This is a genomic window from Erwinia sp. LJJL01 (assembly GCF_047300805.2).
Lineage (GTDB): Bacteria > Pseudomonadota > Gammaproteobacteria > Enterobacterales > Enterobacteriaceae > Erwinia > Erwinia aphidicola.
In genome coordinates this window covers 3,262,561-3,287,046 of record NZ_CP178576.1, presented here as the reverse complement: position 1 = coordinate 3,287,046, position 24,486 = coordinate 3,262,561, and the positions used below count along the sequence as shown (strand labels likewise).

The 24,486-nt window shown below is 55.4% G+C and carries 21 protein-coding genes and 6 tRNA genes; 25 read left to right on the top strand and 2 right to left on the bottom strand.

Going from position 1 to position 24,486, the window contains the following annotated elements; translation table 11 throughout:
* Positions 1-293: 293 nt before the first annotated feature.
* The 11 genes from nagB to ACLI4M_RS16235 all read left to right on the top strand — a co-directional run bounded on the left by nagB (position 294) and on the right by ACLI4M_RS16235 (position 7,095).
* A complete protein-coding gene (nagB, locus tag ACLI4M_RS16285) occupies positions 294-1,094 on the top strand; it encodes a glucosamine-6-phosphate deaminase (protein WP_048916752.1) in 801 nt (266 codons plus the stop codon).
* An 83-nt stretch (positions 1,095-1,177) separates the two neighbouring features.
* The gene (gene nagA, locus ACLI4M_RS16280) at positions 1,178-2,326 is read left to right on the top strand and encodes an N-acetylglucosamine-6-phosphate deacetylase (protein ID WP_133624175.1); all 1,149 of its coding nucleotides are present in this window, start codon (positions 1,178-1,180) and stop codon (positions 2,324-2,326) included.
* Positions 2,327-2,333: 7 nt separating this feature from the next.
* The gene (gene nagC, locus ACLI4M_RS16275; protein ID WP_048916754.1) at positions 2,334-3,554 is read left to right on the top strand and encodes a DNA-binding transcriptional regulator NagC; all 1,221 of its coding nucleotides are present in this window, start codon (positions 2,334-2,336) and stop codon (positions 3,552-3,554) included.
* A 21-nt stretch (positions 3,555-3,575) separates the two neighbouring features.
* Complete coding sequence (locus ACLI4M_RS16270) at positions 3,576-4,328, top strand: HAD-IIA family hydrolase (protein ID WP_062818349.1); 753 nt, start codon at positions 3,576-3,578, stop codon at positions 4,326-4,328.
* Between the two features lie 265 nt (positions 4,329-4,593).
* Positions 4,594-6,258 (top strand): asparagine synthase B, encoded by a 1,665-nt coding sequence (gene asnB, locus ACLI4M_RS16265; RefSeq protein WP_048916756.1) that lies wholly within the window; start codon positions 4,594-4,596, stop codon positions 6,256-6,258.
* Between the two features lie 221 nt (positions 6,259-6,479).
* A tRNA-Met gene (locus tag ACLI4M_RS16260) sits at positions 6,480-6,556 on the top strand.
* 10 nt (positions 6,557-6,566) lie between these two features.
* A tRNA-Leu gene (locus ACLI4M_RS16255) sits at positions 6,567-6,651 on the top strand.
* A gap of 23 nt (positions 6,652-6,674) precedes the next feature.
* Positions 6,675-6,749, top strand: a tRNA-Gln gene (locus ACLI4M_RS16250).
* Positions 6,750-6,791: 42 nt separating this feature from the next.
* A tRNA-Met gene (locus ACLI4M_RS16245) sits at positions 6,792-6,868 on the top strand.
* A gap of 7 nt (positions 6,869-6,875) precedes the next feature.
* Positions 6,876-6,950 (top strand) — tRNA-Gln (locus tag ACLI4M_RS16240).
* A 70-nt stretch (positions 6,951-7,020) separates the two neighbouring features.
* Positions 7,021-7,095 (top strand) — tRNA-Gln (locus ACLI4M_RS16235).
* A 148-nt stretch (positions 7,096-7,243) separates the two neighbouring features.
* On the opposite strand, the gene ubiF is transcribed toward ACLI4M_RS16235, so the two are convergent.
* Entirely contained in the window at positions 7,244-8,422 is a 1,179-nt protein-coding gene (gene ubiF / locus ACLI4M_RS16230; protein WP_133624176.1) for a 3-demethoxyubiquinol 3-hydroxylase, read from the bottom strand.
* Positions 8,423-8,617: 195 nt separating this feature from the next.
* On the opposite strand from ubiF, the gene miaB reads away from it, so the two are divergent.
* The 9 genes from miaB (at position 8,618) to ACLI4M_RS16185 (ending at position 18,242) form a co-directional block, all read left to right on the top strand.
* Positions 8,618-10,042, top strand: a complete 1,425-nt coding sequence (miaB, locus tag ACLI4M_RS16225) for a tRNA (N6-isopentenyl adenosine(37)-C2)-methylthiotransferase MiaB (RefSeq protein WP_133624177.1) — start codon at positions 8,618-8,620, stop codon at positions 10,040-10,042.
* A 202-nt stretch (positions 10,043-10,244) separates the two neighbouring features.
* The gene (locus tag ACLI4M_RS16220; protein ID WP_048916759.1) at positions 10,245-11,306 is read left to right on the top strand and encodes a PhoH family protein; all 1,062 of its coding nucleotides are present in this window, start codon (positions 10,245-10,247) and stop codon (positions 11,304-11,306) included.
* Positions 11,303-11,770, top strand: a complete 468-nt coding sequence (gene ybeY / locus ACLI4M_RS16215; RefSeq protein ID WP_048916760.1) for an rRNA maturation RNase YbeY — start codon at positions 11,303-11,305, stop codon at positions 11,768-11,770. Before ACLI4M_RS16220 ends, ybeY begins: the two co-directional genes overlap by 4 nt.
* Before the next feature lie 197 nt (positions 11,771-11,967).
* Positions 11,968-12,846: a CNNM family magnesium/cobalt transport protein CorC gene (corC, locus tag ACLI4M_RS16210; protein ID WP_048916761.1), complete on the top strand. Its 879-nt coding sequence runs from the start codon at positions 11,968-11,970 to the stop codon at positions 12,844-12,846.
* A 7-nt stretch (positions 12,847-12,853) separates the two neighbouring features.
* Complete coding sequence (gene lnt / locus ACLI4M_RS16205) at positions 12,854-14,389, top strand: apolipoprotein N-acyltransferase (RefSeq protein WP_133624178.1); 1,536 nt, start codon at positions 12,854-12,856, stop codon at positions 14,387-14,389.
* 467 nt (positions 14,390-14,856) lie between these two features.
* Positions 14,857-15,786 carry an amino acid ABC transporter substrate-binding protein gene (locus ACLI4M_RS16200; RefSeq protein ID WP_048916763.1) on the top strand — a complete coding sequence of 310 codons (930 nt, stop codon included), beginning with the start codon at positions 14,857-14,859 and terminating at the stop codon, positions 15,784-15,786.
* Positions 15,787-16,101: 315 nt separating this feature from the next.
* Entirely contained in the window at positions 16,102-16,839 is a 738-nt protein-coding gene (locus ACLI4M_RS16195; RefSeq protein WP_048916764.1) for an amino acid ABC transporter permease, read from the top strand.
* Positions 16,839-17,516 carry a glutamate/aspartate ABC transporter permease GltK gene (gltK, locus tag ACLI4M_RS16190; RefSeq protein ID WP_099753574.1) on the top strand — a complete coding sequence of 226 codons (678 nt, stop codon included), beginning with the start codon at positions 16,839-16,841 and terminating at the stop codon, positions 17,514-17,516. Before ACLI4M_RS16195 ends, gltK begins: the two co-directional genes overlap by 1 nt.
* Positions 17,517-18,242, top strand: a complete 726-nt coding sequence (locus ACLI4M_RS16185; RefSeq protein ID WP_048916766.1) for an amino acid ABC transporter ATP-binding protein — start codon at positions 17,517-17,519, stop codon at positions 18,240-18,242.
* A gap of 97 nt (positions 18,243-18,339) precedes the next feature.
* Here the strand turns inward: ACLI4M_RS16185 and ACLI4M_RS16180 are convergent, their stop codons facing one another.
* Positions 18,340-18,822, bottom strand: coding sequence for a zinc ribbon-containing protein (locus ACLI4M_RS16180; protein ID WP_048916767.1), 483 nt, complete (start codon positions 18,820-18,822; stop codon positions 18,340-18,342).
* A gap of 215 nt (positions 18,823-19,037) precedes the next feature.
* Here ACLI4M_RS16180 and leuS point away from each other — a divergent pair, with 215 nt between their 5' ends.
* From leuS to rsfS, 5 genes are all read left to right on the top strand, one after another.
* Positions 19,038-21,620 (top strand): leucine--tRNA ligase, encoded by a 2,583-nt coding sequence (leuS, locus tag ACLI4M_RS16175; RefSeq protein ID WP_133624179.1) that lies wholly within the window; start codon positions 19,038-19,040, stop codon positions 21,618-21,620.
* A gap of 14 nt (positions 21,621-21,634) precedes the next feature.
* A complete protein-coding gene (lptE, locus tag ACLI4M_RS16170; protein WP_048916769.1) occupies positions 21,635-22,234 on the top strand; it encodes an LPS assembly lipoprotein LptE in 600 nt (199 codons plus the stop codon).
* Entirely contained in the window at positions 22,231-23,262 is a 1,032-nt protein-coding gene (gene holA / locus ACLI4M_RS16165; protein WP_133624180.1) for a DNA polymerase III subunit delta, read from the top strand. The genes lptE and holA overlap by 4 nt, the downstream gene beginning before the upstream one ends.
* Positions 23,255-23,908, top strand: coding sequence for a nicotinate-nucleotide adenylyltransferase (nadD, locus tag ACLI4M_RS16160; protein WP_133624181.1), 654 nt, complete (start codon positions 23,255-23,257; stop codon positions 23,906-23,908). Before holA ends, nadD begins: the two co-directional genes overlap by 8 nt.
* 257 nt (positions 23,909-24,165) lie before the next feature.
* The gene (rsfS, locus tag ACLI4M_RS16155; protein WP_048916772.1) at positions 24,166-24,483 is read left to right on the top strand and encodes a ribosome silencing factor; all 318 of its coding nucleotides are present in this window, start codon (positions 24,166-24,168) and stop codon (positions 24,481-24,483) included.
* The last annotated feature ends 3 nt before the right edge of the window (positions 24,484-24,486 follow it).

Sequence of the window (24,486 nt, the reverse complement as noted above, 5' to 3'; positions counted from 1 at the left end):
ATTTTTTTACACGGTTTTTTGGAATTTGTATGACACTACACACCACGAGACGAAGTGTAAAAAAAAATTAATTCGCTTCGCAAATTAAAGCACCGTATCTGTGACTAAAATCACCAAAAAACGCATTATTCTTAGCATGCAGCTGGCGATCGGCACAAACTTATTTTATGATTCGAAAAATCATAACGGATAAATCCCTCTGTTCTCCTGCGGTAATCACGTTACGCTTACCCTGAGCCATTACAGAGCACCGTTTTTAACCCATTCCAACTCTGCATAAAATGAGGTGCAACATGAGACTGATTCCTCTGGCAACGCCAACTCAGGTCGGCAAGTGGGCAGCACGCCACATTGTTAACCGCATCAACGCTTTTAACCCGACTGCCGACCGTCCTTTTGTATTAGGTCTGCCGACGGGCGGTACGCCGCTTGAAGCCTATAAGCATTTAATCGATATGCATAAAGCGGGCCAGGTTAGCTTTAAACACGTTGTCACTTTCAACATGGACGAATACGTAGGCCTGCCAAAAGAGCACCCGGAAAGTTACCACAGCTTTATGTACCGTAACTTTTTTGATCATGTTGATATTCCAAGTGAAAACATCAATCTTCTCAATGGCAATGCCCCGGATATTGACGCAGAATGTCGCCAGTATGAGGAGAAGATCCGTTCTTATGGCAAAATCCACCTGTTTATGGGCGGTGTCGGTAACGACGGTCATATCGCTTTCAATGAGCCGGCGTCATCACTGGCTTCACGCACCCGCATTAAAACGCTGACTCACGATACCCGTATCGCCAACTCACGTTTCTTCGGCGGTGATGTTGATCAGGTACCAAAATATGCGCTGACCGTCGGCGTGGGTACGCTGCTTGACGCGGAAGAGGTGATGATTCTGGTGACCGGCCACGTGAAAGCTCAGGCCCTGCAGGCCGCCGTTGAAGGCAATGTGAATCATATGTGGACCATTAGCTGCCTGCAGCTGCACGCCAAAGCAGTCGTGGTCTGTGATGAGCCCGCCACCTCAGAACTGAAAGTCAAAACCGTGAAGTATTTCCGCGAAATGGAAGCAGGAAATATTAAAGATCTGTGATGCCCGCATCACTGAACGGCTCTGCCTGAGCGCAATAACCGCCGGGCAGAGCCGGAATTATCAGGAAAGTCAGGAGAAAAATTATGTACGCGTTGACCCAGGGCCGCATTTTCACCGGCCACAAAATCCTCGATAACCATGCTGTTGTCATTGCCGATGGTCTGATCGAGCGAGTCTGCCCGCTGGAAGATCTGCCCGCTGGCATCGAAACTCGCGATGTCGGTGGTGCGATTGTTGCCCCTGGATTTATCGACCTGCAGCTCAACGGCTGTGGCGGCGTGCAGTTTAACGATGACATTGCGGCGATCAGTGTAGAAACGCTGCAAATCATGCAGAAAGCCAACGAAAAATCAGGCTGCACCAGTTTCCTGCCTACCCTGATTACCAGCACCGACGAATTAATGAAGCGCGCAGTTGAAGTGATGCGCGCTTATCTGGCGCAGAATGCCAACCAGGCACTGGGACTGCACCTGGAAGGGCCGTGGCTCAACCCGCTGAAAAAAGGCACCCATGACCCTGCCCTGATCCGTGCGCCAGACCAAGAGCTGGTCGATTTTCTCTGCGCGAATGCCGATGTGATTACTAAAATCACCCTTGCCCCGGAAAAAGTGGATGCAGCAATAATCCGCCAGCTGCGCGCAGCCGGGATCGTCATCTCTGCGGGACACTCGCACGGGACCTATGAGGAAGCTGCCGCCGGAATCGATGCAGGCGTGACCTTTGCTACTCATCTGTATAATGCCATGCCTGCCACCAGCGGACGCGAGCCGGGGCTGATTGGTGCGCTGTTTGATTCACCAGATGTATGGTGTGGCGTGATCGCCGACGGTTTACATGTGCATTACGCTAACATTCGTAACGCTAAACGGATCAAAGGCGACAAGCTGATCCTGGTGACCGATGCTACCGCCCCTGCCGGAGCCAGTATTGATCGGTTCATTTTTGCTGGTAAAACAATATACTATCGCAACGGGCTGTGTGTTGATGAGAACGGCACTCTGAGTGGTTCTGCGCTAACTATGATTGAAGCTGTAGAGAACAGCGTTGAACATGTTGGCATCTCCCTCGATGAGACGCTGAGAATGGCAACACTTTACCCAGCCCGCGCAATGGGGGTGGATAACCAGTTAGGTTCAATTGAAGCCGGAAAAGTGGCAAATCTGACCGTGTTCACCCGCGATTACAAAATCATTCGGACCATCGTTAATGGTAACGAGGTCTTAAGCGAGTAGCGATTTAATGACCACCGGCGGCCAGGCTCAAATTGGAAATGTTGATCTCGTTAAACAACTTAATAGCGCAGCCGTTTACCGGCTGATCGATCAGCAAGGACCTATCTCACGCATTCAGATAGCCGAGCACAGTCAGCTCGCGCCCGCCAGCGTCACCAAGATCACCCGCCAGCTCATTGAGCGCGGGTTGATCCGTGAAGTCGACCAGCAGGCCTCCACCGGGGGCCGCCGGGCGATTTCTATCATTACGGAAACACGCGGCTTCAATACTATTGGCGTGCGCCTTGGGCGCAATGACGCCACCGTCACCCTGTTCGACCTGAGCGGAAAATCGCTGGCGGAAGAGCACTACCCGCTACCGGAACGTACCCAGGAAACCCTGGAAAATGCCCTGTTCAACGCCATTGCCGATTTCAGTGAGCAGCACCAGCGTAAGCTTCGCGAGCTGATTGCCATTTCAGTGATCCTGCCCGGCCTGGTTGACCCTAAAAATGGCATTATCCGCTATATGCCGCATATCAGCGTCAGCCACTGGCCGCTGGTTGCCAATATGGAAAAGCGCTTCAACGTTACCAGCTTTGTCGGTCACGATATTCGCAGCCTGGCGCTGGCGGAGCACTATTTTGGCGCATCGCGCGACTGCGCAGACTCCATTCTGGTGCGTGTGCATCGCGGAACCGGGGCCGGTATTATCGCTAACGGGCATATTTTTCTTGGTAGCAACGGCAACGTGGGCGAGATTGGGCATATCCAGGTTGACCCACTCGGCGAGCGCTGCCACTGCGGGAATTTTGGCTGTCTGGAGACGATCGCGGCCAACAGCGCGATTGAAAACCGCGTGCGCCACCTGCTGACTCAGGGCTATCCAAGCAGCCTGACCCTCGACGATTGTCATATTCAGCCGATCTGCCGGGCCGCAAACCGCGGCGATGCGCTGGCGGCTGAAGTGATTGAACACGTGGGCCGCCATCTCGGCAAGGCGATTGCGATTGCCATCAATCTGTTTAATCCACAGAAAATTGTGATTGCGGGTGAAATTACCGAAGCCGATAAAGTGCTGCTGCCCGCTATTGAAGGCTGCATTAATACTCAGGCGTTGAAAGCATTCCGAAAAAATCTGCCGGTGGTCCGTTCCGAAATTGATCACCGCTCGGCTATTGGCGCCTTTGCCCTGGCGAAACGCGCCATGCTGAATGGCATCCTGCTGCAACGTCTGCTGGAAGGTTAATAAAAAATGGATTCCGAACGAATGACTATAAAGAACGTCATCTGCGATATCGACGGCGTACTGATGCACGACAATACCGCCGTGCCGGGTGCGCGTGAATTTCTCCAGCGTATTATTGGCAATAATATGCCGCTGGTGGTGCTGACCAACTACCCTTCGCAAACGGCGATGGATCTGTCGAACCGCTTTGCCTCTGCCGGAATCGAACTGCCGGACAGCGTGTTCTACACCTCGGCCATGGCCACCGCTGATTTCCTTAAGCGCCAGGAAGGTAAAAAAGCCTATGTGGTCGGTGAAGGCGCACTTATCCACGAGCTGTATAAAGCCGGATTCACCATTACCGACATTAATCCTGACTTTGTTATCGTTGGCGAAACCCGGTCGTTTAACTGGGACATGATGCATAAAGCGGCCTTTTTCGTGGCGAACGGCGCGCGCTTTATTGCCACCAACCCGGACAGCCACGGCCACGGCTTCTCCCCGGCCTGCGGCGCACTGTGCGCGGGTATTGAAAAGATCTCCGGTCGCCAGCCATTTTACGTTGGTAAACCCAGCCCGTGGATTATGCGCGCCGCGCTGAATAAGATGCAGGCGCACTCGGAAGAGACGGTGATCGTTGGCGATAATCTGCGTACCGATATCCTCGCCGGTTTTCAGGCAGGGCTGGAAACGATTCTGGTACTTTCCGGCGTCTCAACGCTTAGCGATATCGACGCTATGCCGTTCCGTCCGACCTGGGTTTACCCCTCTGTGGCCGACATCGACATTATTTAGTTATCCCCTGCCCGGTTTACCGGGCTCTCCCCGCCCTACTGGATAGTTTTCATCCACTTTCCGGCGTTTATTATCGATTCCACAATAAAAAAAGCCATAAACTGAAAATCCGTTAAGGATTCGCGCACGTCAACAGCCTATTTTTCACCTATTAGCTAAATTACTTGCATCACCTGCCGCGTTAGCGCATTTTCTTATACATCACGCGGCAACTGTCGCTTAAACCAATATCACCACCGCAAGGTAAGTCGTTAGGGAGCTGTTTATGTGTTCTATTTTTGGTGTACTCGATCTGAAAAGCGATCCGGTTGAACTGCGTAAGAAAGCGCTGGAGCTTTCCCGCCTGATGCGTCACCGTGGCCCGGACTGGTCCGGTGTCTATGCTGATGATAAAGCGATCCTCGTCCATGAGCGCCTGTCGATCGTTGACGTGAACAACGGCGCACAGCCGCTGTACAACGCAGCACATACCCATGTTCTTGCGGTAAACGGTGAAATCTACAACCATCAGGCGCTGCGTGCTGAGCTGAGCGATCGCTATGAGTTCCAGACCGAGTCTGACTGCGAAGTGATCCTCGCGCTGTATCAGGAGAAGGGCATCGACTTTCTCGACGACCTGGAAGGCATGTTCGCTTTCATTCTGTATGACAGCGTGAAAAACACCTGGCTGATCGGTCGTGACCATATCGGTATCATTCCGCTGTATATGGGCAATGATGAGCACGGCAACCTGTATGTTGCCTCAGAAATGAAAGCGCTGGTGCCGGTGTGCCGCAGCATTAAAGAGTTCCCGGCGGGCAGCTACCTGTCGAGCACCGACGGTGAAATCCGCCGCTACTGGCAGCGCGACTGGTTTGATTACGCTGCGGTCGAAAACAACGTCACGGACGCCGCGGCGCTGAAAAGCGCGCTGGAAGAGTCAGTAAAAAGTCACCTGATGTCAGACGTACCTTATGGCGTGCTGCTGTCCGGCGGTCTGGACTCATCAATTATCTCGGCTGTTACCAAGCGTTTTGCTGCCAAGCGTATTGAAGACCAGGATAAGAGCGAGGCCTGGTGGCCACAGCTGCACTCCTTCGCGGTCGGTCTGGAAGGTTCACCCGACCTGAAAGCGGCAAAAGCGGTAGCGGAACATCTTGGCACCGTGCACCACGAAATTCATTTCACCGTGCAGGAAGGTCTGGATGCTATCCGCGACGTGATCTATCACATTGAAACCTATGATGTGACCACTATCCGCGCCTCCACGCCGATGTACCTGATGTCACGCAAGATTAAAGCAATGGGCATTAAGATGGTGCTGTCCGGTGAAGGTGCTGATGAAGTGTTTGGTGGCTACCTCTACTTCCACAAAGCACCGAACGCCCAGGAATTCCACGAAGAGAACGTGCGTAAGCTGCACGCGCTGCATATGTTTGACTGCGCGCGCGCTAACAAGGCGATGTCTGCCTGGGGCGTTGAAGCCCGCGTCCCGTTCCTTGATAAGAAATTCCTTGATGTCGCGATGCGCATCAACCCGCAGGATAAAATGTGCGGCAGCAACGGCAAGATGGAAAAACACATCCTGCGCGAATGCTTCGAATCTTACCTGCCGGAGAGCGTGGCATGGCGCCAGAAAGAGCAGTTCTCTGACGGCGTTGGCTACAGCTGGATTGATACCCTGAAAGAAGTGGCAAAAGAGCAGGTCAGCGATCAGCAGCTGCAAACCGCGAACTTCCGCTTCCCGTACAACACGCCGAACTCGAAAGAGGCGTATTTGTACCGTGAAATCTTTGAAGAGCTGTTCCCGCTGGCCAGCGCGGCAGAGTGCGTGCCGGGTGGCCCGTCAGTGGCCTGTTCTTCCGCTAAAGCGATTGAATGGGACGAAGCGTTCAAAAACATGGACGATCCGTCTGGCCGTGCCGTAGGCGTGCACCAGTCCGCTTACTAATAAGTCATGGATTAAAAAGCTAAAACGGGCCGCTCAGGCCCGTTTTTATTTACCCGTTGCGTCTGTTAGCATCAGAATTCGTTGATTTTATCGGCATGATGGTTACAAGGCGTGCAAACAACACGCTTGTGATAAAAAACGGCAAAAAACTTGTTGACGCTTTTGGACCAACTCCGCATAATGCGCCCCGCAACGCCGCAGAAGGTTACGCGAAAAAAGATGGCTACTTAGCTCAGCTGGTTAGAGCACAGCACTCATAATGCTGGGGTCACAGGTTCGATTCCCGTAGTAGCCACCATCTTTTTTGCGCGGGAGTGGCGAAATTGGTAGACGCACCAGATTTAGGTTCTGGCGCCGCAAGGTGTGCGAGTTCAAGTCTCGCCTCCCGCACCATTTCCAAGCGCGGTTTGCACGGATGGGGTATCGCCAAGCGGTAAGGCACCGGTTTTTGATACCGGCATTCCCTGGTTCGAATCCAGGTACCCCAGCCATTTTTTTTGGTAGTATGTATTAGCAGTAAAGCAGTAAAATTAGGCTACTTAGCTCAGCTGGTTAGAGCACAGCACTCATAATGCTGGGGTCACAGGTTCGATTCCCGTAGTAGCCACCAATTTTATTGGGGTGTCGCCAAGTGGTAAGGCTCTGGTTTCTGATACCAGCATTCCGGGGTTCGAATCCCTGCACCCCAGCCATATTTAGACGGCTGGTAATACGAGTCGCAAAGAAAAAGACGCCTGGTTCGCCAGTCGCATAAGTAATAATTGGGGTGTCGCCAAGTGGTAAGGCTCTGGTTTCTGATACCAGCATTCCGGGGTTCGAATCCCTGCACCCCAGCCAATTAGTAAAGAAGCCCGCGCAAGCGGGCTTTTTTACGTCTGAATAATGGCGCGATCGGAAAAACATCGGCCCCGACGAAATGACCGGGCACTGTTGCTAACGGTAGAGGCTGACCCTCTGGTTCGGTCAGCCCGCCATCCCACCGTTGCTACAAACCTAACGCATACCTTAATGCCTGACGCTTAAGCACGCCCGAATGCTGCGCGACAATCAATCCAAGGTTACGCAACACCTTCAGGAGTGCCGACTGATTGCTGAAGGCAAAATAGAACAGGTCCATCCCGCTCTGCATCAGCAGGTTGTCCTTCAGGCGTTTGCGCTGATAGCGCTGTAATACCGCTGCGGATGCCCAGTCCTCCGCACGCAGCCGCGACTCACTCAACACCTCAATCAGCGCGTCCACGTCGCGATAGCCGAGGTTCACCCCCTGCCCGGCCAGCGGATTAATGGTGTGAGCCGCATCGCCTACCAGCGCCAGACCGGGCAGCACATAGCGCGTGGCATGGCGGCGCACCAGCGGGAAGGAACCGGCGGCGACCGGGGTCACTCTGCCCACTCGCGGCGGGAAGTGTGCCTGGATCTCCTTTTGCAGCTGCGGCATGCTCATCGCCTGCAGCTGGCGGATGCGTGCCGGGCTGTCATACCACACCAGCGACGCCCAGCGATCAAACAGCGGCAGGAATGCGCGTGGGCCATCCGGAGTGAACTGCTGCCAGGTGGTATCGCCGGCGTCATGCTCACAGCGCACGCTGATCAACATGCACGACTGAGAATAGTTCCAGCCGTGTATACCAATTCCGGCCAGCTGCCGAACCTGAGAGTTCGCCCCGTCAGCGCCAACCACCAGCCGTGCGTGCAGCTGCTCACCGTTATCCAGCGTTAACTGCCAGCCGCCGTTTTCACTTTGCAGATCGCGCAGGCGTGCCGGGCAAAGTAGCTGAACCGGTTGCTGCTGCAGACGCTGCCACAGAGCCTGCTGCAACACGCTGTTTTCCACCATAAAACCCAGTTCTGGCAGGCCAAGCGACTCGGCATCAAAATGAACTGCTGCGGTCTGCCACTCCCAGGTTTCCAGCTTGCGGTAAGGCACTGTGCGCATCGCCAGCACCGCAGGCCAGACATCAAGCTGTTTTAGCAGCGCAGCGGAGGCAGCACCGATAGAGGAAATACGCACATCCGGATCGCTCCCCGCCACAAACTCTGCCGGCGTTTCCTGCTCCAGCACGGCAACCTGAAAACCGTGCTGCGCCAGGCCACTCGCCAGCGCTGCGCCCACCATGCCGCCACCGACAATGGCCACGTCCACTTTCTGCTTTATTTCCGTCATTTTTTTTCCTTCGCCGGCCTGACCTGGCGTGCTGTGTGGCTACACCTCAGCGGCTGAATTCTGTTATCCTGAGCGTGATTAAGTGTACCGGAATTTTCTGTGACAATCAGATCGCCGCAACACGGGCTTAATGGGCGTCTCTGCACGACAGAATACGCGCCCTGCTCCTCTTTCTGCATGACAAATGGCAAGTCGATGACAAAAAAACTACATATCAAAACCTGGGGCTGTCAGATGAATGAGTATGACTCATCCAAAATGGCTGACCTGTTAAACAGCACACACGGCTATGTTCTGACTGAAGAGGCGGAAGATGCCGACATACTGCTGCTCAACACCTGTTCGATTCGTGAAAAGGCCCAGGAAAAAGTTTTTGCGCTGCTTGGCCGCTGGAGAAAGCTGAAGGAAGCGAACCCCGATGTGATTATCGGCGTTGGCGGCTGCGTGGCCTCGCAGGAGGGTGCCCAGCTGCGCCAGCGCGCCAGCTGTGTCGATATCGTCTTTGGCCCACAGACGCTGCACCGCCTGCCGGAGATGATCAACACCGTGCGCGGCAGTAAAAGCCCGGTGGTGGATGTCAGCTTCCCGGAGATAGAAAAGTTTGACCGCATGCCGGAACCGCGTGCTGAAGGACCGACCGCTTTTGTCTCGATCATGGAAGGCTGCAACAAATATTGTACCTTCTGCGTGGTGCCCTACACCCGCGGTGAAGAGGTCAGCCGCCCTTCTGACGATATTCTGTTTGAAATTGCTCAGCTGGCCGCGCAGGGCGTGCGTGAAGTTAACCTGCTGGGCCAGAACGTCAATGCTTATCGCGGAGCCACCTATGACGGCGGGATCTGCTCGTTTGCCGAGCTGCTGCGGCTGGTCGCTGCCATTGATGGCATCGACCGTATCCGTTTTACCACCAGCCATCCGATTGAATTCACCGACGATATCATTGATGTCTATCGCGATACGCCGGAGCTGGTGAGCTTCCTGCATCTGCCGGTGCAGAGCGGCGCGGACCGTATTCTGACCCTGATGAAGCGCGCCCATACCGCGCTGGAGTACAAAGCCATCATCCGAAAACTGCGCGCTGCACGCCCGGGTATTCAGATGAGCTCTGACTTTATCATCGGCTTCCCGGGCGAAACCCAGGCCGACTTTGAGCAGACCATGAAGCTGGTTGGTGAGATAAACTTCGATACCAGCTTCAGCTTTATTTACTCCGCGCGCCCCGGCACGCCAGCCGCCGATTTGCCGGACGATGTCTCGGAAGAAGAGAAAAAGCAGCGTCTCTATATTCTGCAGGACCGCATCAACCAGCAGGTGATGAGTTGGAGCCGCAGCAAGCTCGGCACCGTGCAGCGCATTCTGGTGGAGGGTACCTCACGCAAGAATGTGATGGAACTCTCCGGGCGTACCGAATGTAACCGCGTGGTGAACTTTGAAGGCACTCCGGAGCACATCGGCAAGTTTGTCGATGTGGAAATCGTTGATGTCTACGCCAACTCGCTGCGTGGCGTGCTGGTGCGCGCTGAAGATCAGATGGATCTGCGCACTCTTGAGTCCCCAGCCTCCGTTATTGCACGCACGCGCAAAGAGAACGAACTCGGCGTGGGAACGTTCCAGCCTTGATCCCCCATTTTTGCGGCACGTCTTCAGATGTGCCGCATCATTTCATCGCGTTACACTTGCTTTCTGAAACACGCGCCCAAATATCCACACGGACGCTTGCAGCTTTGCGCTTCGCCATAAATAATTTCGCTATGGCTCTGCTGTTAAAGCCCGTCTCGCCATCCATTTCTCAACCTGGCCCTATGTGACCCAAAGGATTAGTTTGAATATTGAAACACGTGAAATAACTCTGGAACCCATCGACAATACCCGGTTGCTGAGCCTGTGTGGCCCGTTTGATGACAATATCAAGCTGCTCGAGCGCCGTCTGGGGATTGAGATTAATCGCCGTGAGAATGCCTTTAAGCTGGTTGGCCGTGCGCTGAGTGTCGACGCCGCTGCCGATATCCTGCGCCATCTGTATGTGGATACCGCCCCGATACGCGGCCACATTCCGGATATCGATCCGGAACAGATCCATCTGGCGGTGAAAGAGAGCCGCGTGCTGGAGCAGACAGCCGACAGCGTGCCTGAGTTTGGCAAAGCGATTCACATCAAGACCAAACGTGGCGTGATTAAGCCACGTACGCCAAATCAGGCGCAGTATGTGGCCAACATCCTCGACCACGATGTGACCTTCGGCATCGGCCCAGCCGGAACGGGTAAAACCTATCTGGCCGTGGCGGCAGCGGTCGATGCGCTGGAGCGCCAGGAGATCCGCCGCATTCTGCTGACCCGCCCGGCGGTAGAGGCCGGAGAAAAGCTTGGCTTCCTGCCGGGCGACCTGAGCCAAAAGGTTGACCCTTACCTGCGCCCGCTGTACGACGCTCTGTTCGAGATGCTCGGTTTTGAGCGCGTTGAAAAGCTGATTGAGCGCAACGTCATCGAAGTCGCGCCGCTGGCCTATATGCGCGGCCGTACGCTGAACGATGCCTTCATCATCCTCGATGAAAGCCAGAACACCACCATCGAACAGATGAAGATGTTCCTCACGCGCATTGGATTTAATTCCAAAGCGGTAATCACCGGTGACGTGACGCAGATTGACCTGCCGCGCAACCTGAAGTCCGGCCTGCGCCACGCCATTGAGGTGCTGTCCGACGTGAAAGAGTTGAGCTTTAACTTTTTCCACAGTGAAGACGTGGTGCGCCATCCGGTGGTGGCACGTATCGTCGTGGCCTATGAAGCCTGGGAAGCCGCCGACCAGAAACGTCGCGATGCTCAGGCAGAAGAACGTAAACGTGAAGCGCTTGCTGCTCAGCAGGCTTCACAGGAGAACAAATGAGTAATGTGATTCTTGATCTGCAGCTTGCCTGCGAGAACGCGCAGGGTCTGCCGCCAGAGTCGGACTTTCAGCGCTGGCTGGAGGCGGTTCTGCCGCAGTTCCAGCCGGAAAGCGAAGTCACAATCCGTCTGGTTGATGAGGCGGAGAGCCGTGAGTTGAACCACACCTATCGCAGCAAGGATAAGCCGACCAACGTGCTCTCATTCCCGTTTGAAGCACCACCGGGTATTGAGCTGCCGCTGTTGGGCGATCTGATCATCTGCCGTCAGGTGGTTGAGCAGGAAGCTGCAGAGCAGGAAAAAGCGCTGGAGGCCCACTGGGCGCACATGGTGATCCACGGTAGCCTTCACCTGCTGGGTTATGATCACATCGAAGATGAAGAAGCCGAAGAGATGGAATCGCTGGAAACCGAGATAATGCTTGCTCTCGGGTATCCCGATCCGTACATTTCGGAGAAAGAATAACTGAACTAACCCAAAATGATTCGAATTGCAGCAAGGCGGCCAGATCGAGAGTTCCCGGCAACACAGTCAGCTATGTGACGGGGACGAGCGAGCGCAGCCAACGCACCTGCCGTTCGAAGTATCAAGGGTAAACACGCCTGCCCCTGAATAATTCGGGGCAGCCGATCACACAACAGAGAGACAAACTCAAAAACGCCATGAGCGATGACCATTCACAAAATAATGACAGTCCCCCGAGTAAAAAGGGATTTTTTTCACTCATTCTCAACCAGCTTTTTCACGGTGAGCCAAAAAACCGTGACGACCTGCTGGAACTGATCCGCGACTCCGAACAGAATGACCTGATTGACCCGGATACCAGGGACATGCTGGAAGGGGTGATGGATATTGCCGAACAGCGGGTACGTGACATTATGATCCCCCGCTCCCAGATGGTGACGCTGAAGCGTAACCAGACGCTGGAAGAGTGCCTTGGGGTCATTATTGACTCCGCGCACTCACGTTTCCCGGTAATCAGTGAAGACAAGGACCATGTTGAAGGCATCCTGATGGCCAAGGATCTGCTGCCGTTTATGAGCAGTGAATCTGAGCCTTTCAGCATCGAAAAGGTTCTGCGCCCTGCGGTGGTGGTACCGGAAAGCAAGCGCGTTGACCGCATGCTGAAAGAGTTCCGCTCGCAGCGGTACCATATGGCGATTGTGATTGATGAATTCGGTGGCGTTTCCGGTCTGGTCACCATTGAGGATATCCTCGAGCTGATTGTCGGTGAAATTGAAGATGAGTATGACGATGAAGAAGATCGCGATATTCGTCAGCTGAGTCGCCACACCTACACTATCCGGGCACTGACGCCGATCGAAGATTTTAATGAAGTCTTCGAGACCAGCTTCAGTGACGAAGAGGTCGACACCATCGGTGGCCTGGTGATGCAGGGCTTCGGCCATCTGCCGGCCCGCGGTGAAAGTATTGAGATTGACGGTTACCAGTTTAAAGTGGCGATGGCGGACAGCCGTCGTATTATTCAGGTCCATGTCCGTATCCCGGAAAATTCGCCGCAACCGACTCTGGAAGAGTAACTACCGTATGGCAATTGCCTCAATCTACCAGCGCCAGCGGGTTCGCCTGCTTTTAGCGCTGATTACGGGTGCCATTGGCACCCTTTCTTTCTCCCCGTATGATTTCTGGCCTGCTGCTTTAGTTTCACTGTTTGGCCTGCAGGCATTAACCCTTAACCGCACCACCCGCCAGGCCAGCGCCATTGGTTTTGTCTGGGGCTTTGGCCTGTTTGGCAGCGGTATCAACTGGGTATATGTCAGCATCGCAACCTTCGGCGGAATGCCAGGGCCGGTAAATGTTTTCCTTGTACTGCTGCTGGCCGCCTACCTGTCGCTCTACACGCTGCTGTTCACCACGCTGCTTAACCGCCTGTGTCCGCAAGCCTCGCTGCTGCGCCTGGCGATTGCGGCTCCGGTGCTGTGGCAGATCAGTGAATTTCTGCGCGGCTGGGTGCTGACCGGCTTTCCGTGGCTGCAGTTTGGCTACAGCCAGATCAACGGCCCGCTGAAAGGGTTAGCTCCGCTGCTGGGCGTAGAAGGCATCACCTTCCTGCTGATGGTGATTGCAGGCCTGGCGGTTTATGCCCTGGTGCAGCGCCGTCTGGTCCCTGCTATCGCCGCCGCCGCCCTGCTGCTGCTGCCGTGGCCGCTGCGTCTGATTAGCTGGTTCCAGCCGCTGCCTGAACGGGCGGTGAACGTTGCAATGGTGCAGGGCAACATTGAGCAGTCCCTGAAGTGGGACCCGAATCAGCTGATCAATACGCTGAAAACCTACACGGCGCTCAGCCGCCCGTACGTGGGTAAAGCTCCGATCATCATCTGGCCAGAATCCGCCATTCCCGATCTGGAAACCAACCAGCAGCCGTTCCTGAAGTCAGTGGATGACCAGCTGCGCGACAGTGGCAGCAGCCTGGTGACCGGCATCGTCGATTCACGCCTGCAGAGTAATCGCTACCACGATTACAACACCATCATCGTGCTGGGCGGCCCGCAGCCTTACAACTACTTCAGCGGCAACCGCTACCAGAAGAATCATCTGGTGCCGTTCGGGGAATTTGTCCCGCTGGAGTCGCTGCTGCGGCCGCTGGCGCCCTTCTTCGACCTGCCGATGTCGTCATTCAGCCGCGGCAGCTACGTCCAGCCGCAGCTGCAGGTGGCGGGCTATAACCTCACCGCCGCCATTTGCTACGAAATCGTGCTGGGGCAGCAGGTGCGTGACAACTTCCGTCCGGATACCAACTTCCTGCTCACGATTTCGAACGATGCCTGGTTTGGTCACTCTATCGGGCCGTGGCAGCACTTGCAGATGGCGCGTATGCGCGCGCTGGAGCTGGGCCGCCCACTGCTGCGCAGCACGAATAACGGCGTGACGGCAGTGGTCGATGCCAGCGGTGACATCATCCACATCATTCCGCAGTTCAAAGCGGAAGTGTTAGCGGCGAAAGTGACCCCGACTACCGGCCTGACGCCTTATGCCCGCATCGGCAACTGGGGCATCTGGGCGATCTCATTGCTGTTTGCTATTGCCGGTCTGATTGGTTCACGTCGTTGTCGTCGTAAGTAGTCAGTCGGGGTCGATGCTCTTTTCGCTCGACCCTTGCCTGCCCTATTGCGGGCTGACCGGAAAAAATGGTCAGCCCCACCTCATGCTACTCTCCCCCTTCCCCACAGTTTATGCTGCACTTTTGTTAAAACTCCCCCATTGGCACGATGATTGCTATGTTTTTATGGATTGTTTCCATGGAAACCTGTGCTGGCCCCCGACGAATGTCACGATGAAATCGTCCCCGCACCGCTAAGGCGCATTAATTGCACCCTTGCGGAGCATTGCCTGGAATACCGCCCACATTTGGTGCGGCGCACCTCGCAAAAAAGAAACTTTTTCATTTCATGCCGTTAACATTCAGCTATGTTATTGGGGAACCACACGCGTTAAGCCGTGAAAAAAAACAGATAATTAGCAGGAAATACACACACAACATCACGTCGGCGCAGTTTTATTTCGCGCCACAACTGCAAAGGAGTAGGAACATGAAATTACGGAAACTGGGGCTTTGCCTTGCACTGGCAGGATTCGCCTCCGGTATCGCTCATGCTGAGGACGCCAAACCACAGGCCGCTGCGGATGCTCAACAGCAAATGCCTACCCTGGAAAAAATTGCCAAAAACGGCGTCATCGTCGTAGGTCACCGTGAATCATCCGTCCCGTTCTCCTATTACGATAACGCTCAGAAAGTGGTGGGCTACTCTCAGGACTATTCCAACGCGATTGTTGACGCCATCAAGAAAAAACTGAACAAGCCCGATCTGCAGGTAAAAATGCTGCCGATCACCTCTCAGAACCGTATCCCACTGTTGCAGAACGGCACCTACGATTTTGAGTGTGGTTCCACCACCAATAACCTCGAGCGCCAGAAACAGGCTGCGTTCTCTGACAGCATCTTTGTTGTCGGCACCCGACTGCTGGTGAAAAAAGGCGGCCCGATTAAAGATTTCGCCGATCTGAAGGGCAAAACCGTGGTTGTGACGTCCGGCACCACCTCAGAAATTCTGCTGAACAAGCTGAATGATGAGCAGAAAATGGGCATGCGTATTATCAGCGCTAAAGATCACGGTGACTCTTTCCGCACGCTGGAAAGCGGCCGCGCCGTGGCGTTTATGATGGATGATGCCCTGCTGGCCGGTGAACGTGCCAAGGCGAAAAAACCGGATGGCTGGGAGATCCTCGGTACGCCACAGTCGAAAGAAGCCTACGGCTGTATGCTGCGTAAAGGTGACGGTGAGTTTAAAAAGCTGATGGATGACACCATCGCTCAGGCACAGACTTCCGGTGAAGCAGCTAAGTGGTTCGATAAATGGTTCAAGCAGCCAATCCCACCTAAGAATATGAACATGAACTTTGAACTGTCCGACGACATGAAAGCCCTGTTCAAGACACCTAATGACAAAGCATTGAATTAATAATCAAAAGAAATCCTGAATAATTAGCGTGGCGACAAGGCGGCAAGCGCATGAATCCCCGGGAGCTGACGAAAGTAAGTGACTGGGGTGAAAGAGTGAAGCCAACGCAGTAGCAACGTTAATTAGGACGGGTTAAGGGCAGGTAGCTGCCCTACGATTGTTGAAAACAGGCTCGGACAGACACAGCCAGGCTGATATGGCTCAAACCATACGGCCCGGTGAAGGTGCAAGCCGGTCGTTCCCCGGCGAGCACAGCAGAGCCTCTCATCAATCTTCAGGGTAGCGGTCGCTACCCTTTTTTTACCGGAGCTTTTTATGTCTATTGATTGGAACTGGGGAATATTCCTGCAGGAGGCCCCCTTCGGCAATACTACCTACCTCGGTTGGTTATGGTCTGGTTTCCAGGTCACCATTGCCGTCTCGGTCTGCGCCTGGATAATCGCCCTGCTGGTCGGTTCACTGTTCGGTATTTTACGTACCGTACCTAACCGCCTGCTCTCTTCACTCGGCACCTGTTACGTTGAACTGTTCCGTAACGTGCCGCTGATTGTGCAATTCTTTATCTGGTATCTGGTGGTGCCGGAGCTGCTGCCAGAAGGGATAGGCATGTGGTTTAAATCGGAGATCGATCCGAACATCCAGTTCTTTACCTGTTCCGTGCTATGCCTGGGCTTATTTACCGCCGCGCGCGTCTGCGAACAGGTACGTGCGGCGATCCAGTCGCTGCCTTCTGGACAGAAGAATGCCGGTCTGGCGATGGGCCTGACGCTGCCGCAAACCTATCGCTATGTTCTGTTACCGAATGCCTACCGCGTGATCGTGCCGCCGATGACCTCGGAGATGCTGAACCTGGTAAAAAACTCGGCTATCGCTTCGACGATTGGCCTGGTCGATATGGCCGCTCAGGCCGGGAAACTGCTGGACTACTCGGCACACGCCTATGAATCTTTCACTGCTATCACCCTCGCCTACATCGCAATTAACGCGGTGATCATGCTGCTGATGAGCCTGGTTGAACGCAAAGTCCGCCTGCCGGGCCAGGGAGGCAAATAATGTACCAATTTGACTGGAGCACCATCGTTCCTAACCTGCCCTACCTGTGGAATGGCATGGTCATCACGCTTAAGATCACCGTCACCGCGGTGGTCTTCGGCATTATCTGGGGCACGCTGCTGGCAGTAATGCGCCTGTCGACGTTTAAGCCGATCAGCTGGTTTGCCAAGATTTACGTCAATCTGTTCCGTTCTGTGCCGCTGGTGATGGTGCTGCTGTGGTTTTACCTGGTGGTGCCGAGTTTCCTGCAGCAGGTTCTGGGGCTGTCGCCGAAAACGGATATCCGCCTGATCTCAGCCATGGTGGCCTTCTCGCTGTTTGAAGCGGCCTACTATTCGGAAATAATCCGCGCCGGTATTTTGAGCATCGCCCGCGGTCAGGGCAACGCCGCGCTGGCGCTGGGCATGACCCAGTGGCAGTCCATGAAGCTGATTATCCTGCCGCAGGCGTTTCGCGCCATGGTGCCGCTGCTGCTGACGCAGGGCATCGTGCTGTTCCAGGATACCTCACTGGTGTATGTCTTAAGCCTTGCCGATTTCTTCCGTACCGCCGATACCATCGGGGTGAATAACGGTACCGAGATTGAAATGGTGCTGTTTGCCGGTGCGGTTTACTTTGTTATTAGCCTTAGCGCGTCGCTGTTGGTCAGCTATTTAAAGAAAAAAAGGACTGCTTAAATGATTACCCTGAAAAATGTTTCTAAGTGGTATGGTCACTTTCAGGTGCTGACCGACTGCTCAACCGAAGTGAAAAAAGGTGAAGTGGTGGTGGTTTGCGGTCCTTCCGGTTCCGGTAAATCCACGCTGATCAAAACCGTGAACGGCCTTGAGCCGGTGCAGAAGGGGTTGATCGAAGTTAATGGCACCCCGGTCAACAATAAGAAAACTAACCTGGCGCAGCTGCGCTCAAAAGTCGGGATGGTGTTCCAGCACTTTGAACTGTTTCCGCACCTGTCGATTGTTGAAAATCTGACGCTGGCGCAGGTAAAAGTTCTGAAGCGTAATAAAGAAGAAGCGCGTCAAAAGGGTCTGAAGCTGCTGGAGCGTGTCGGGCTGGGCGCACATGCCAACAAGTTCCCTGGCCAGCTCTCCGGGGGGCAGCAGCAGCGCGTGGCGATTGCCCGCGCGCTCTGTATGGATCCCATCGCCATGCTGTTCGATGAACCGACCTCGGCACTAGATCCGGAGATGATCAATGAAGTGCTGGACGTTATGGTCGAACTGGCTAACGAAGGCATGACGATGATGGTGGTGACGCACGAGATGGGCTTTGCGCGTAAGGTGGCGAACCGCGTCATCTTTATGGATGAAGGCAAGATTGTTGAAGACTCACCGAAAGATGAGTTCTTTAACAATCCGCAGTCGGAGCGTGCTAAAGACTTCCTCGCGAAGATCCTGCATTAAACCTGCCTGAGGGCTGACCGAAATAGAGGGTCAGCCCCTACTGGTCAAGTGTATGTAGGGGCGGACCGCAGTTTTTGGTCCGCCCGTAATAAAGGTATTACGGTTCAAACGGCTGACGCACGAAGTGATCGTGGCCGCACTCCGGGCAGCGGGTCAGTACCTCAGGGGTGTAGATCGCCCGGGTAAACTGGCAGGTCTCACACACCAGATTGCCTAACCCCACGACTTCGCCACTCTGATACACGCCATGATGGTTGAGGTCCTGGAATACTTCACGCCACTCCAGCTGACTTTTGTCGGTAATATCCGCCAGCTCCTTCCAGATGCTTTGCCGGATCACGCGCATAAACACGCTGTCGCCCAGCTCCTGCTGATTTTCGGCATAGCTGCGGGCAAACTCTTCCAGATCGCGGCGTACGGCGCGGCTCACGTCATCAATTTCACTGCGCGTTAACTCTCCACGATTATTCATCCGCTGGCGCGCACTCTCAACCAGCGCATCGATATCGCGTTCTCCGCGTTCCAGACGCGTTGTCAGTGAAGATACCAGCTCACGATAATACTGAGCGACCTTGTTCATAGACTCTCCTTATTGATAACGAAAGCGTTTCCTCTCATTCTAGCGCCTGCTGAAAATTTACCGTGTTTCAGCGATAAATTTTGCCGCCGCGCTTCCAGCTTGCAGAGAAATGCCCACCATCAGGACGCTTACTGTTGTTGCCACAGTTGCTTATCAGCTATGCTATGCGGATCTGAACGAACACAAAAAATCGATACAAAGGACCACTGGCTACTATGCAAGAGCAATACCGCCCGGAAGAGATAGAATCCCACGTCCAGCAGCACTGGGATAAGAAGCAAACGTTCAAAGTGACCGAAGAGGAAGGTAAAGAGAAGTATTACTGCCTCTCCATGCTGCCCTATCCTTCTGGCCGCCTACACATGGGCCACGTGCGCAACTATACGATTGGTGACGTGATCTCCCGTTACCAGCGCATGCTGGGTAAAAACGTGCTGCAGCCAATCGGCTGGGATGCCTTCGGCCTGCCTGCTGAAGGCGCCGCGGTGAAAAACAAAACCGCACCGGCTCCGTGGACCTACTCCAACATCGACTACATGAAAAACCAGCTGAAACTGCTGGGCTTTGGCTATGACTGGAACCGCGAACTCGCCACCTGCCAGCCAGAGTATTACCGCTGGGAACAGTGGTTCTTCACCAAGCTGTATGAAAAAGGCCTGGTCTACAAAAAGACCTCGGCGGTGAACTGGTGCCCGCACGACATGACCGTGCTGGCTAACGAGCAGGTTATTGACGGCTGCTGCTGGCGCTGCGACACCAAGGTTGAACGCAAAGAGATCCCACAGTGGTTTGTCAAAATCACCGACTATGCCGACGAACTGCTGAATGACCTCGACAAGCTGGAAAGCTGGCCTGAGCAGGTTAAAACCATGCAGCGCAACTGGATTGGCCGCTCCGAAGGGGTGGAAATCGAGTTCAGCGTTATCGACAGCGCAGAGAAGCTGAGCGTCTACACCACGCGCCCGGACACCTTTATGGGTGTGACCTACCTGGCCGTCGCTGCGGGCCACCCGCTGGCCGCTCAGGCGTCCGCAACCAACCCGGCGCTGGCTGACTTCATCGCCGAGTGCCGGAACACCAAGGTGGCCGAAGCTGAAATGGCGACCATGGAGAAGAAAGGCATGGCGACCGGCCTGTTTGCTGAACATCCACTGACCGGTGAGAAATTGCCGGTGTGGGTAGCAAACTTTGTGCTGATGGAATACGGCACCGGTGCCGTAATGGCCGTACCTGGCCACGACCAGCGCGACTGGGAATTCGCCACCAAGTATGACCTGGCCATCAAGCCGGTGATCCTTGCCGCTGACGGCAGCGCGCCAGACCTGAGCGAAGCCGCGATGACCGAAAAAGGCACGCTGTTTAACTCCGGTGAGTTTGACGGTCTGTCCTATGAAGACGGTTTCAACGCCATTGCCAACAAACTGGCCGACAAAGGGGTTGGCGAGCGTAAGGTAAACTACCGCCTGCGCGACTGGGGTGTCTCCCGTCAGCGTTACTGGGGTGCGCCAATTCCAATGGTGACGCTGGAAGATGGCACCGTGATGCCAACGCCTGAAGACCAGCTGCCGGTGATCCTGCCGGAAGATGTGGTGATGGATGGCATTACCAGCCCAATTAAAGCCGACCCCGAGTGGGCGAAAACCACCGTCAACGGTCAGCCTGCGCTGCGCGAAACCGATACCTTTGATACCTTTATGGAGTCTTCCTGGTACTACGCACGCTACACCTGCCCGGACTATGACAAAGGCATGCTGGACCCGGCGGCCGCTAACTACTGGCTGCCGGTCGATCAGTATGTGGGGGGCATTGAGCACGCCATCATGCACCTGCTCTACTTCCGCTTCTTCCACAAGCTGCTGCGTGATGCCGGGCTGGTAAACTCTGACGAGCCGGCTAAACGCCTGCTGTGCCAGGGTATGGTGCTGGCAGATGCCTTCTACTACAGCGGTGCCAACGGCGAACGTAACTGGGTTTCTCCGGTTGACGTCACCGTTGAGCGCGATGAAAAAGGCCGTATTACTAAAGCAACAGACGAAGCAGGCCACGAGCTGGTTTATGCCGGCATGAGCAAAATGTCGAAGTCAAAAAATAATGGCATCGACCCGCAGGTGATGGTGGAGCGCTACGGTGCTGACACCGTGCGTCTGTTCATGATGTTCGCTTCCCCGGCGGAAATGACGCTGGAGTGGCAGGAGTCCGGTGTGGAGGGGGCCAACCGCTTCCTGAAGCGCGTCTGGAAACTGGCCTTTGAGCACACCGCAAAAGGTGCAACCGTCGCGCTAGACGTTGATGCGCTGGACGACGCTCAGAAATCCCTGCGTCGCGATCTGCATAAAACCATTAACAAAGTGTCCGATGATATCGGCCGCCGTCAGACCTTCAACACTGCGATTGCCGCGATTATGGAGCTGATGAACAAACTTGCCCGTGCCCCGCAGGAGAGCGAGCAGGATCGTGCGCTGATGCAGGAAGCGCTGCTGGCCGTGGTACGCATGCTCAACCCGTTCACTCCGCACGCCAGCTTCGTGCTGTGGCAGTCGCTGGGTGGCGAGGGCGACATCGACAACGCACCGTGGCCGCAGGCAGACGAAGCGGCAATGGTCGAAGATTCACTGCTGGTTGTGGTACAGGTTAACGGCAAGGTGCGCGGGAAGATTACCGTCGCAGCTGACGCTAACCAGGAACAGGTGCAGGCTCGCGCTGCGCAGGAGCATCTGGTGGCCAAATATCTTGATGGCGTCACCATTCGTAAAGTGATTTACGTACCGGGCAAGCTGCTTAACCTGGTCGTGGGCTGATGTCAGGAGGAATTGTGCGACATCCGATAGTCTCGTTATTACTCGGCATGGCGGTGTTGATCACCGCCGGTTGTGGCTACCATCTGCGCGGCACCACCTCGGTGCCGCCGGAGATGAAAACGCTGGTTCTTGATACCGCTGACCCGTATGGCCCGCTGACGCGTGCCGTGCGCGAACAGCTGCGTCTGAACAACGTCACCATCCTCGATAACGCGGCGGAGCGCACCGATGTGCCTTCACTGCGTCTACAGGGTGAGAGGAGCGGCCGCGATACCGCCTCGATCTTCCAGGACGGTAAAACCGCCGAGTACTCGATGGTGATGACCGTGAGCGCCTCGGTGCTGGTGCCGAATAAGGGCATCTATCCGATCAGCGCCACCGTCTACCGTTCATTCTTCGATAACCCGCTGGCCGCGCTGGCAAAAGACTCCGAGCAGCAGATCATTGTGAATGAGATGCGTACTCAGGCGGTTGAGCAGCTGGTGCGTAAGCTGCTGACGGTGCATGCGGCGGAAAAGAACCCGGCCATTAACACGCTCGACAGCACGCCTTCAGCGGTGGATAACCTGCCGGGTGCTGCCAACAGCGTGTCGGACAGCTCTTACACACGATGATCAGGATTTACCCTGAGCAACTGGGCGTGCAACTCCGAGAGGGGCTGCGCGCCTGTTATCTGTTAAGCGGTAATGAACCGCTGCTGCTGCAGGAAGCGCAGGATGAAATCCGCGCCGCCGCCCAGCAGCAGGGATTTACTGAACATTTCAGCGTAGTGCTGGAAGCGGGAACCGACTGGCAGGATATATTTGCCACCTGCCAGGAGCTCAGCCTGTTTGCCAGCCGCCAGACGTTACTGCTTATTTTGCCGGAAAACGGCCCAAATGCCGCCATGAGCGAACAGCTGCTCATGCTCTCCACGCTGCTGCACAGCGATATCCTGCTGGTGCTGCGCGCCAGTAAACTCACCAAAGCTCAGGAAAACAGCGCCTGGTTTAAGGCGCTGAGCGCCCACGGTGTGCTGGTTCCCTGCCAGACGCCGGAACAGGCGCAGCTACCGCGCTGGGTCGCGGCCCGCGCTAAAAAACAGCAGCTGACGCTGGATGATGCCGCCAATCAGCTGCTGTGCTACTGCTATGAAGGCAATCTGCTGGCCTTGTCTCAGGCACTGGAACGGCTGGCTCTGCTGTGGCCGGACGGGAAACTGACGCTGCCGCGCGTTGAGCAGGCGGTCAATGATGCCGCGCACTTCACGCCGTTCCACTGGGTTGATGCCCTGCTGGCCGGGAAAAGTAAGCGCGCACTGCACATCCTGCGCCAGATGCGTTCAGAAGAGAGTGAACCGGTGATCCTGCTGCGCACCCTGCAGCGCGATCTGCTGCTGCTGGTGACGCTGCAGCGCCAGATGGCCAGCACGCCGCTGCGCACGCTGTTTGACCAGCACCGGGTATGGCAGAACCGCCGCACGCTGTTTAGCGATGCGCTGCAGCGCCTGAGCAGCGCGCAGCTGGGCCAGGCCGTGCGCGCACTGACGCACATCGAACTGACGCTGAAGCAGGATTACGGCCAGTCGGTTTGGGCGGAGCTGGAGACGCTGGCGCTGGTGCTGTGCCACCCGGCTTTCCCGCCGAGTTTCTGTGATGTGTGACACCATTAAACTGCACGCGCTGCTCGGCGGCACGTTTGACCCGATCCACTACGGTCACCTGCAGCCGGCTGAAGCGCTGGCCGCACAGGTCGGGTTGCAAAAAGTCACGCTGATGCCAAACAACGTGCCGCCGCATCGCCCGCAGCCGGAGGCCACGCCCGCACAGCGCGTGGAAATGGTCAGGCTGGCGATTGCCGGGAACCCGCTGTTCGAGCTGGACCTGCGTGAAATGCAGCGCAGCACCCCCTCTTACACCCTCGAAACGCTGGAACAGCTGCGCGCCGAGCGCGGGGCGCGCCAGCCGCTGGCCTTTATCATCGGTCAGGATTCCCTGCTAACCTTACATAAGTGGCACCGCTGGCAGGCGCTGCTGTCATTCTGTCATCTGCTGGTCTGTCAGCGTCCGGGCTATCGCAGCGAGATGGAAACGCCGGAGCTGCAACGGTGGCTGGACCAGCATCTGACGCGCGACGCGCTGCTCCTGCAACAAACGCCCGCCGGTAAGGTGTTTCTCGCCGACACTCCGCTGGTCGACATTTCGGCTACCGAAATCCGCACGCGTCGTCATCAGGGCAAGTCAGATAGCGACCTGTTACCCCCGGCCGTCAGCGATTACATCGATCGCGAAGGTTTATACACAAAATAATTCGAATTGCAGGCAGGCGGCAAACAAGCGAGTCCCGATGAGCTTACTCAAGTAAGTGATTCGGGTGAGCGCGAGCAGCCAACGCACCTGCGGATCGAAGTAGGACGTGTATATCGCAACCCGCCACAGCGTGATATACTTCGCCGCTAATTTTTCGGGGCATTCGCCCGGCTAAAACATCATGTTACGGTTGTCGACAGCGCTTTACGCGTGAATATGCGATAACCCTTCAGACTTAAATCCCAAGGGGGAACCTTTTGCAAGGTCAAGCACTCCAAGACTTCGTCATTGATAAATGTGACGATTTAAAAGCTCAGGACATTGTCGCTATCGACGTTCAGGGCAAATCAAGCATCACCAGCTATATGGTGATTTGCACCGGCACCTCAACCCGCCATCTGGTTTCCATCGCTGAACACGTGGTTCAGGAAGCGAAGCAGATCGGTCTGGATGCTTTTCGCGTTAACAGCCGTGCGCCAAGTGACTGGGTGGTTGTTGACCTCGGTGAAGTGATCCTTCACGTCATGGAAGCAGACAGCCGTCAGCTGTACGAACTGGAAAAGCTCTGGAGTTAAGCC

Bases quoted from the DNA above. Each gene is read 5' to 3' on its own strand.
- miaB (WP_133624177.1), top strand. From the start codon at position 8,618: ATGACAAAAAAACTACATATCAAAACCTGGGGCTGTCAGATGAATGAG.
- ybeY (WP_048916760.1), top strand. From the start codon at position 11,303: ATGAGTAATGTGATTCTTGATCTGCAGCTTGCCTGCGAGAACGCGCAG.
- nagB (WP_048916752.1), top strand. From the start codon at position 294: ATGAGACTGATTCCTCTGGCAACGCCAACTCAGGTCGGCAAGTGGGCA.
- asnB (WP_048916756.1), top strand. From the start codon at position 4,594: ATGTGTTCTATTTTTGGTGTACTCGATCTGAAAAGCGATCCGGTTGAA.
- ACLI4M_RS16270 (WP_062818349.1), top strand. From the start codon at position 3,576: ATGACTATAAAGAACGTCATCTGCGATATCGACGGCGTACTGATGCAC.
- ACLI4M_RS16195 (WP_048916764.1), top strand. From the start codon at position 16,102: ATGTCTATTGATTGGAACTGGGGAATATTCCTGCAGGAGGCCCCCTTC.
- ACLI4M_RS16180 (WP_048916767.1), bottom strand. From the start codon at position 18,822: ATGAACAAGGTCGCTCAGTATTATCGTGAGCTGGTATCTTCACTGACA.
- lnt (WP_133624178.1), top strand. From the start codon at position 12,854: ATGGCAATTGCCTCAATCTACCAGCGCCAGCGGGTTCGCCTGCTTTTA.
- leuS (WP_133624179.1), top strand. From the start codon at position 19,038: ATGCAAGAGCAATACCGCCCGGAAGAGATAGAATCCCACGTCCAGCAG.
- nagA (WP_133624175.1), top strand. From the start codon at position 1,178: ATGTACGCGTTGACCCAGGGCCGCATTTTCACCGGCCACAAAATCCTC.
- holA (WP_133624180.1), top strand. From the start codon at position 22,231: ATGATCAGGATTTACCCTGAGCAACTGGGCGTGCAACTCCGAGAGGGG.
- nagC (WP_048916754.1), top strand. From the start codon at position 2,334: ATGACCACCGGCGGCCAGGCTCAAATTGGAAATGTTGATCTCGTTAAA.
- ACLI4M_RS16185 (WP_048916766.1), top strand. From the start codon at position 17,517: ATGATTACCCTGAAAAATGTTTCTAAGTGGTATGGTCACTTTCAGGTG.
- ubiF (WP_133624176.1), bottom strand. From the start codon at position 8,422: ATGACGGAAATAAAGCAGAAAGTGGACGTGGCCATTGTCGGTGGCGGC.
- gltK (WP_099753574.1), top strand. From the start codon at position 16,839: ATGTACCAATTTGACTGGAGCACCATCGTTCCTAACCTGCCCTACCTG.
- ACLI4M_RS16200 (WP_048916763.1), top strand. From the start codon at position 14,857: ATGAAATTACGGAAACTGGGGCTTTGCCTTGCACTGGCAGGATTCGCC.
- corC (WP_048916761.1), top strand. From the start codon at position 11,968: ATGAGCGATGACCATTCACAAAATAATGACAGTCCCCCGAGTAAAAAG.
- nadD (WP_133624181.1), top strand. From the start codon at position 23,255: ATGTGTGACACCATTAAACTGCACGCGCTGCTCGGCGGCACGTTTGAC.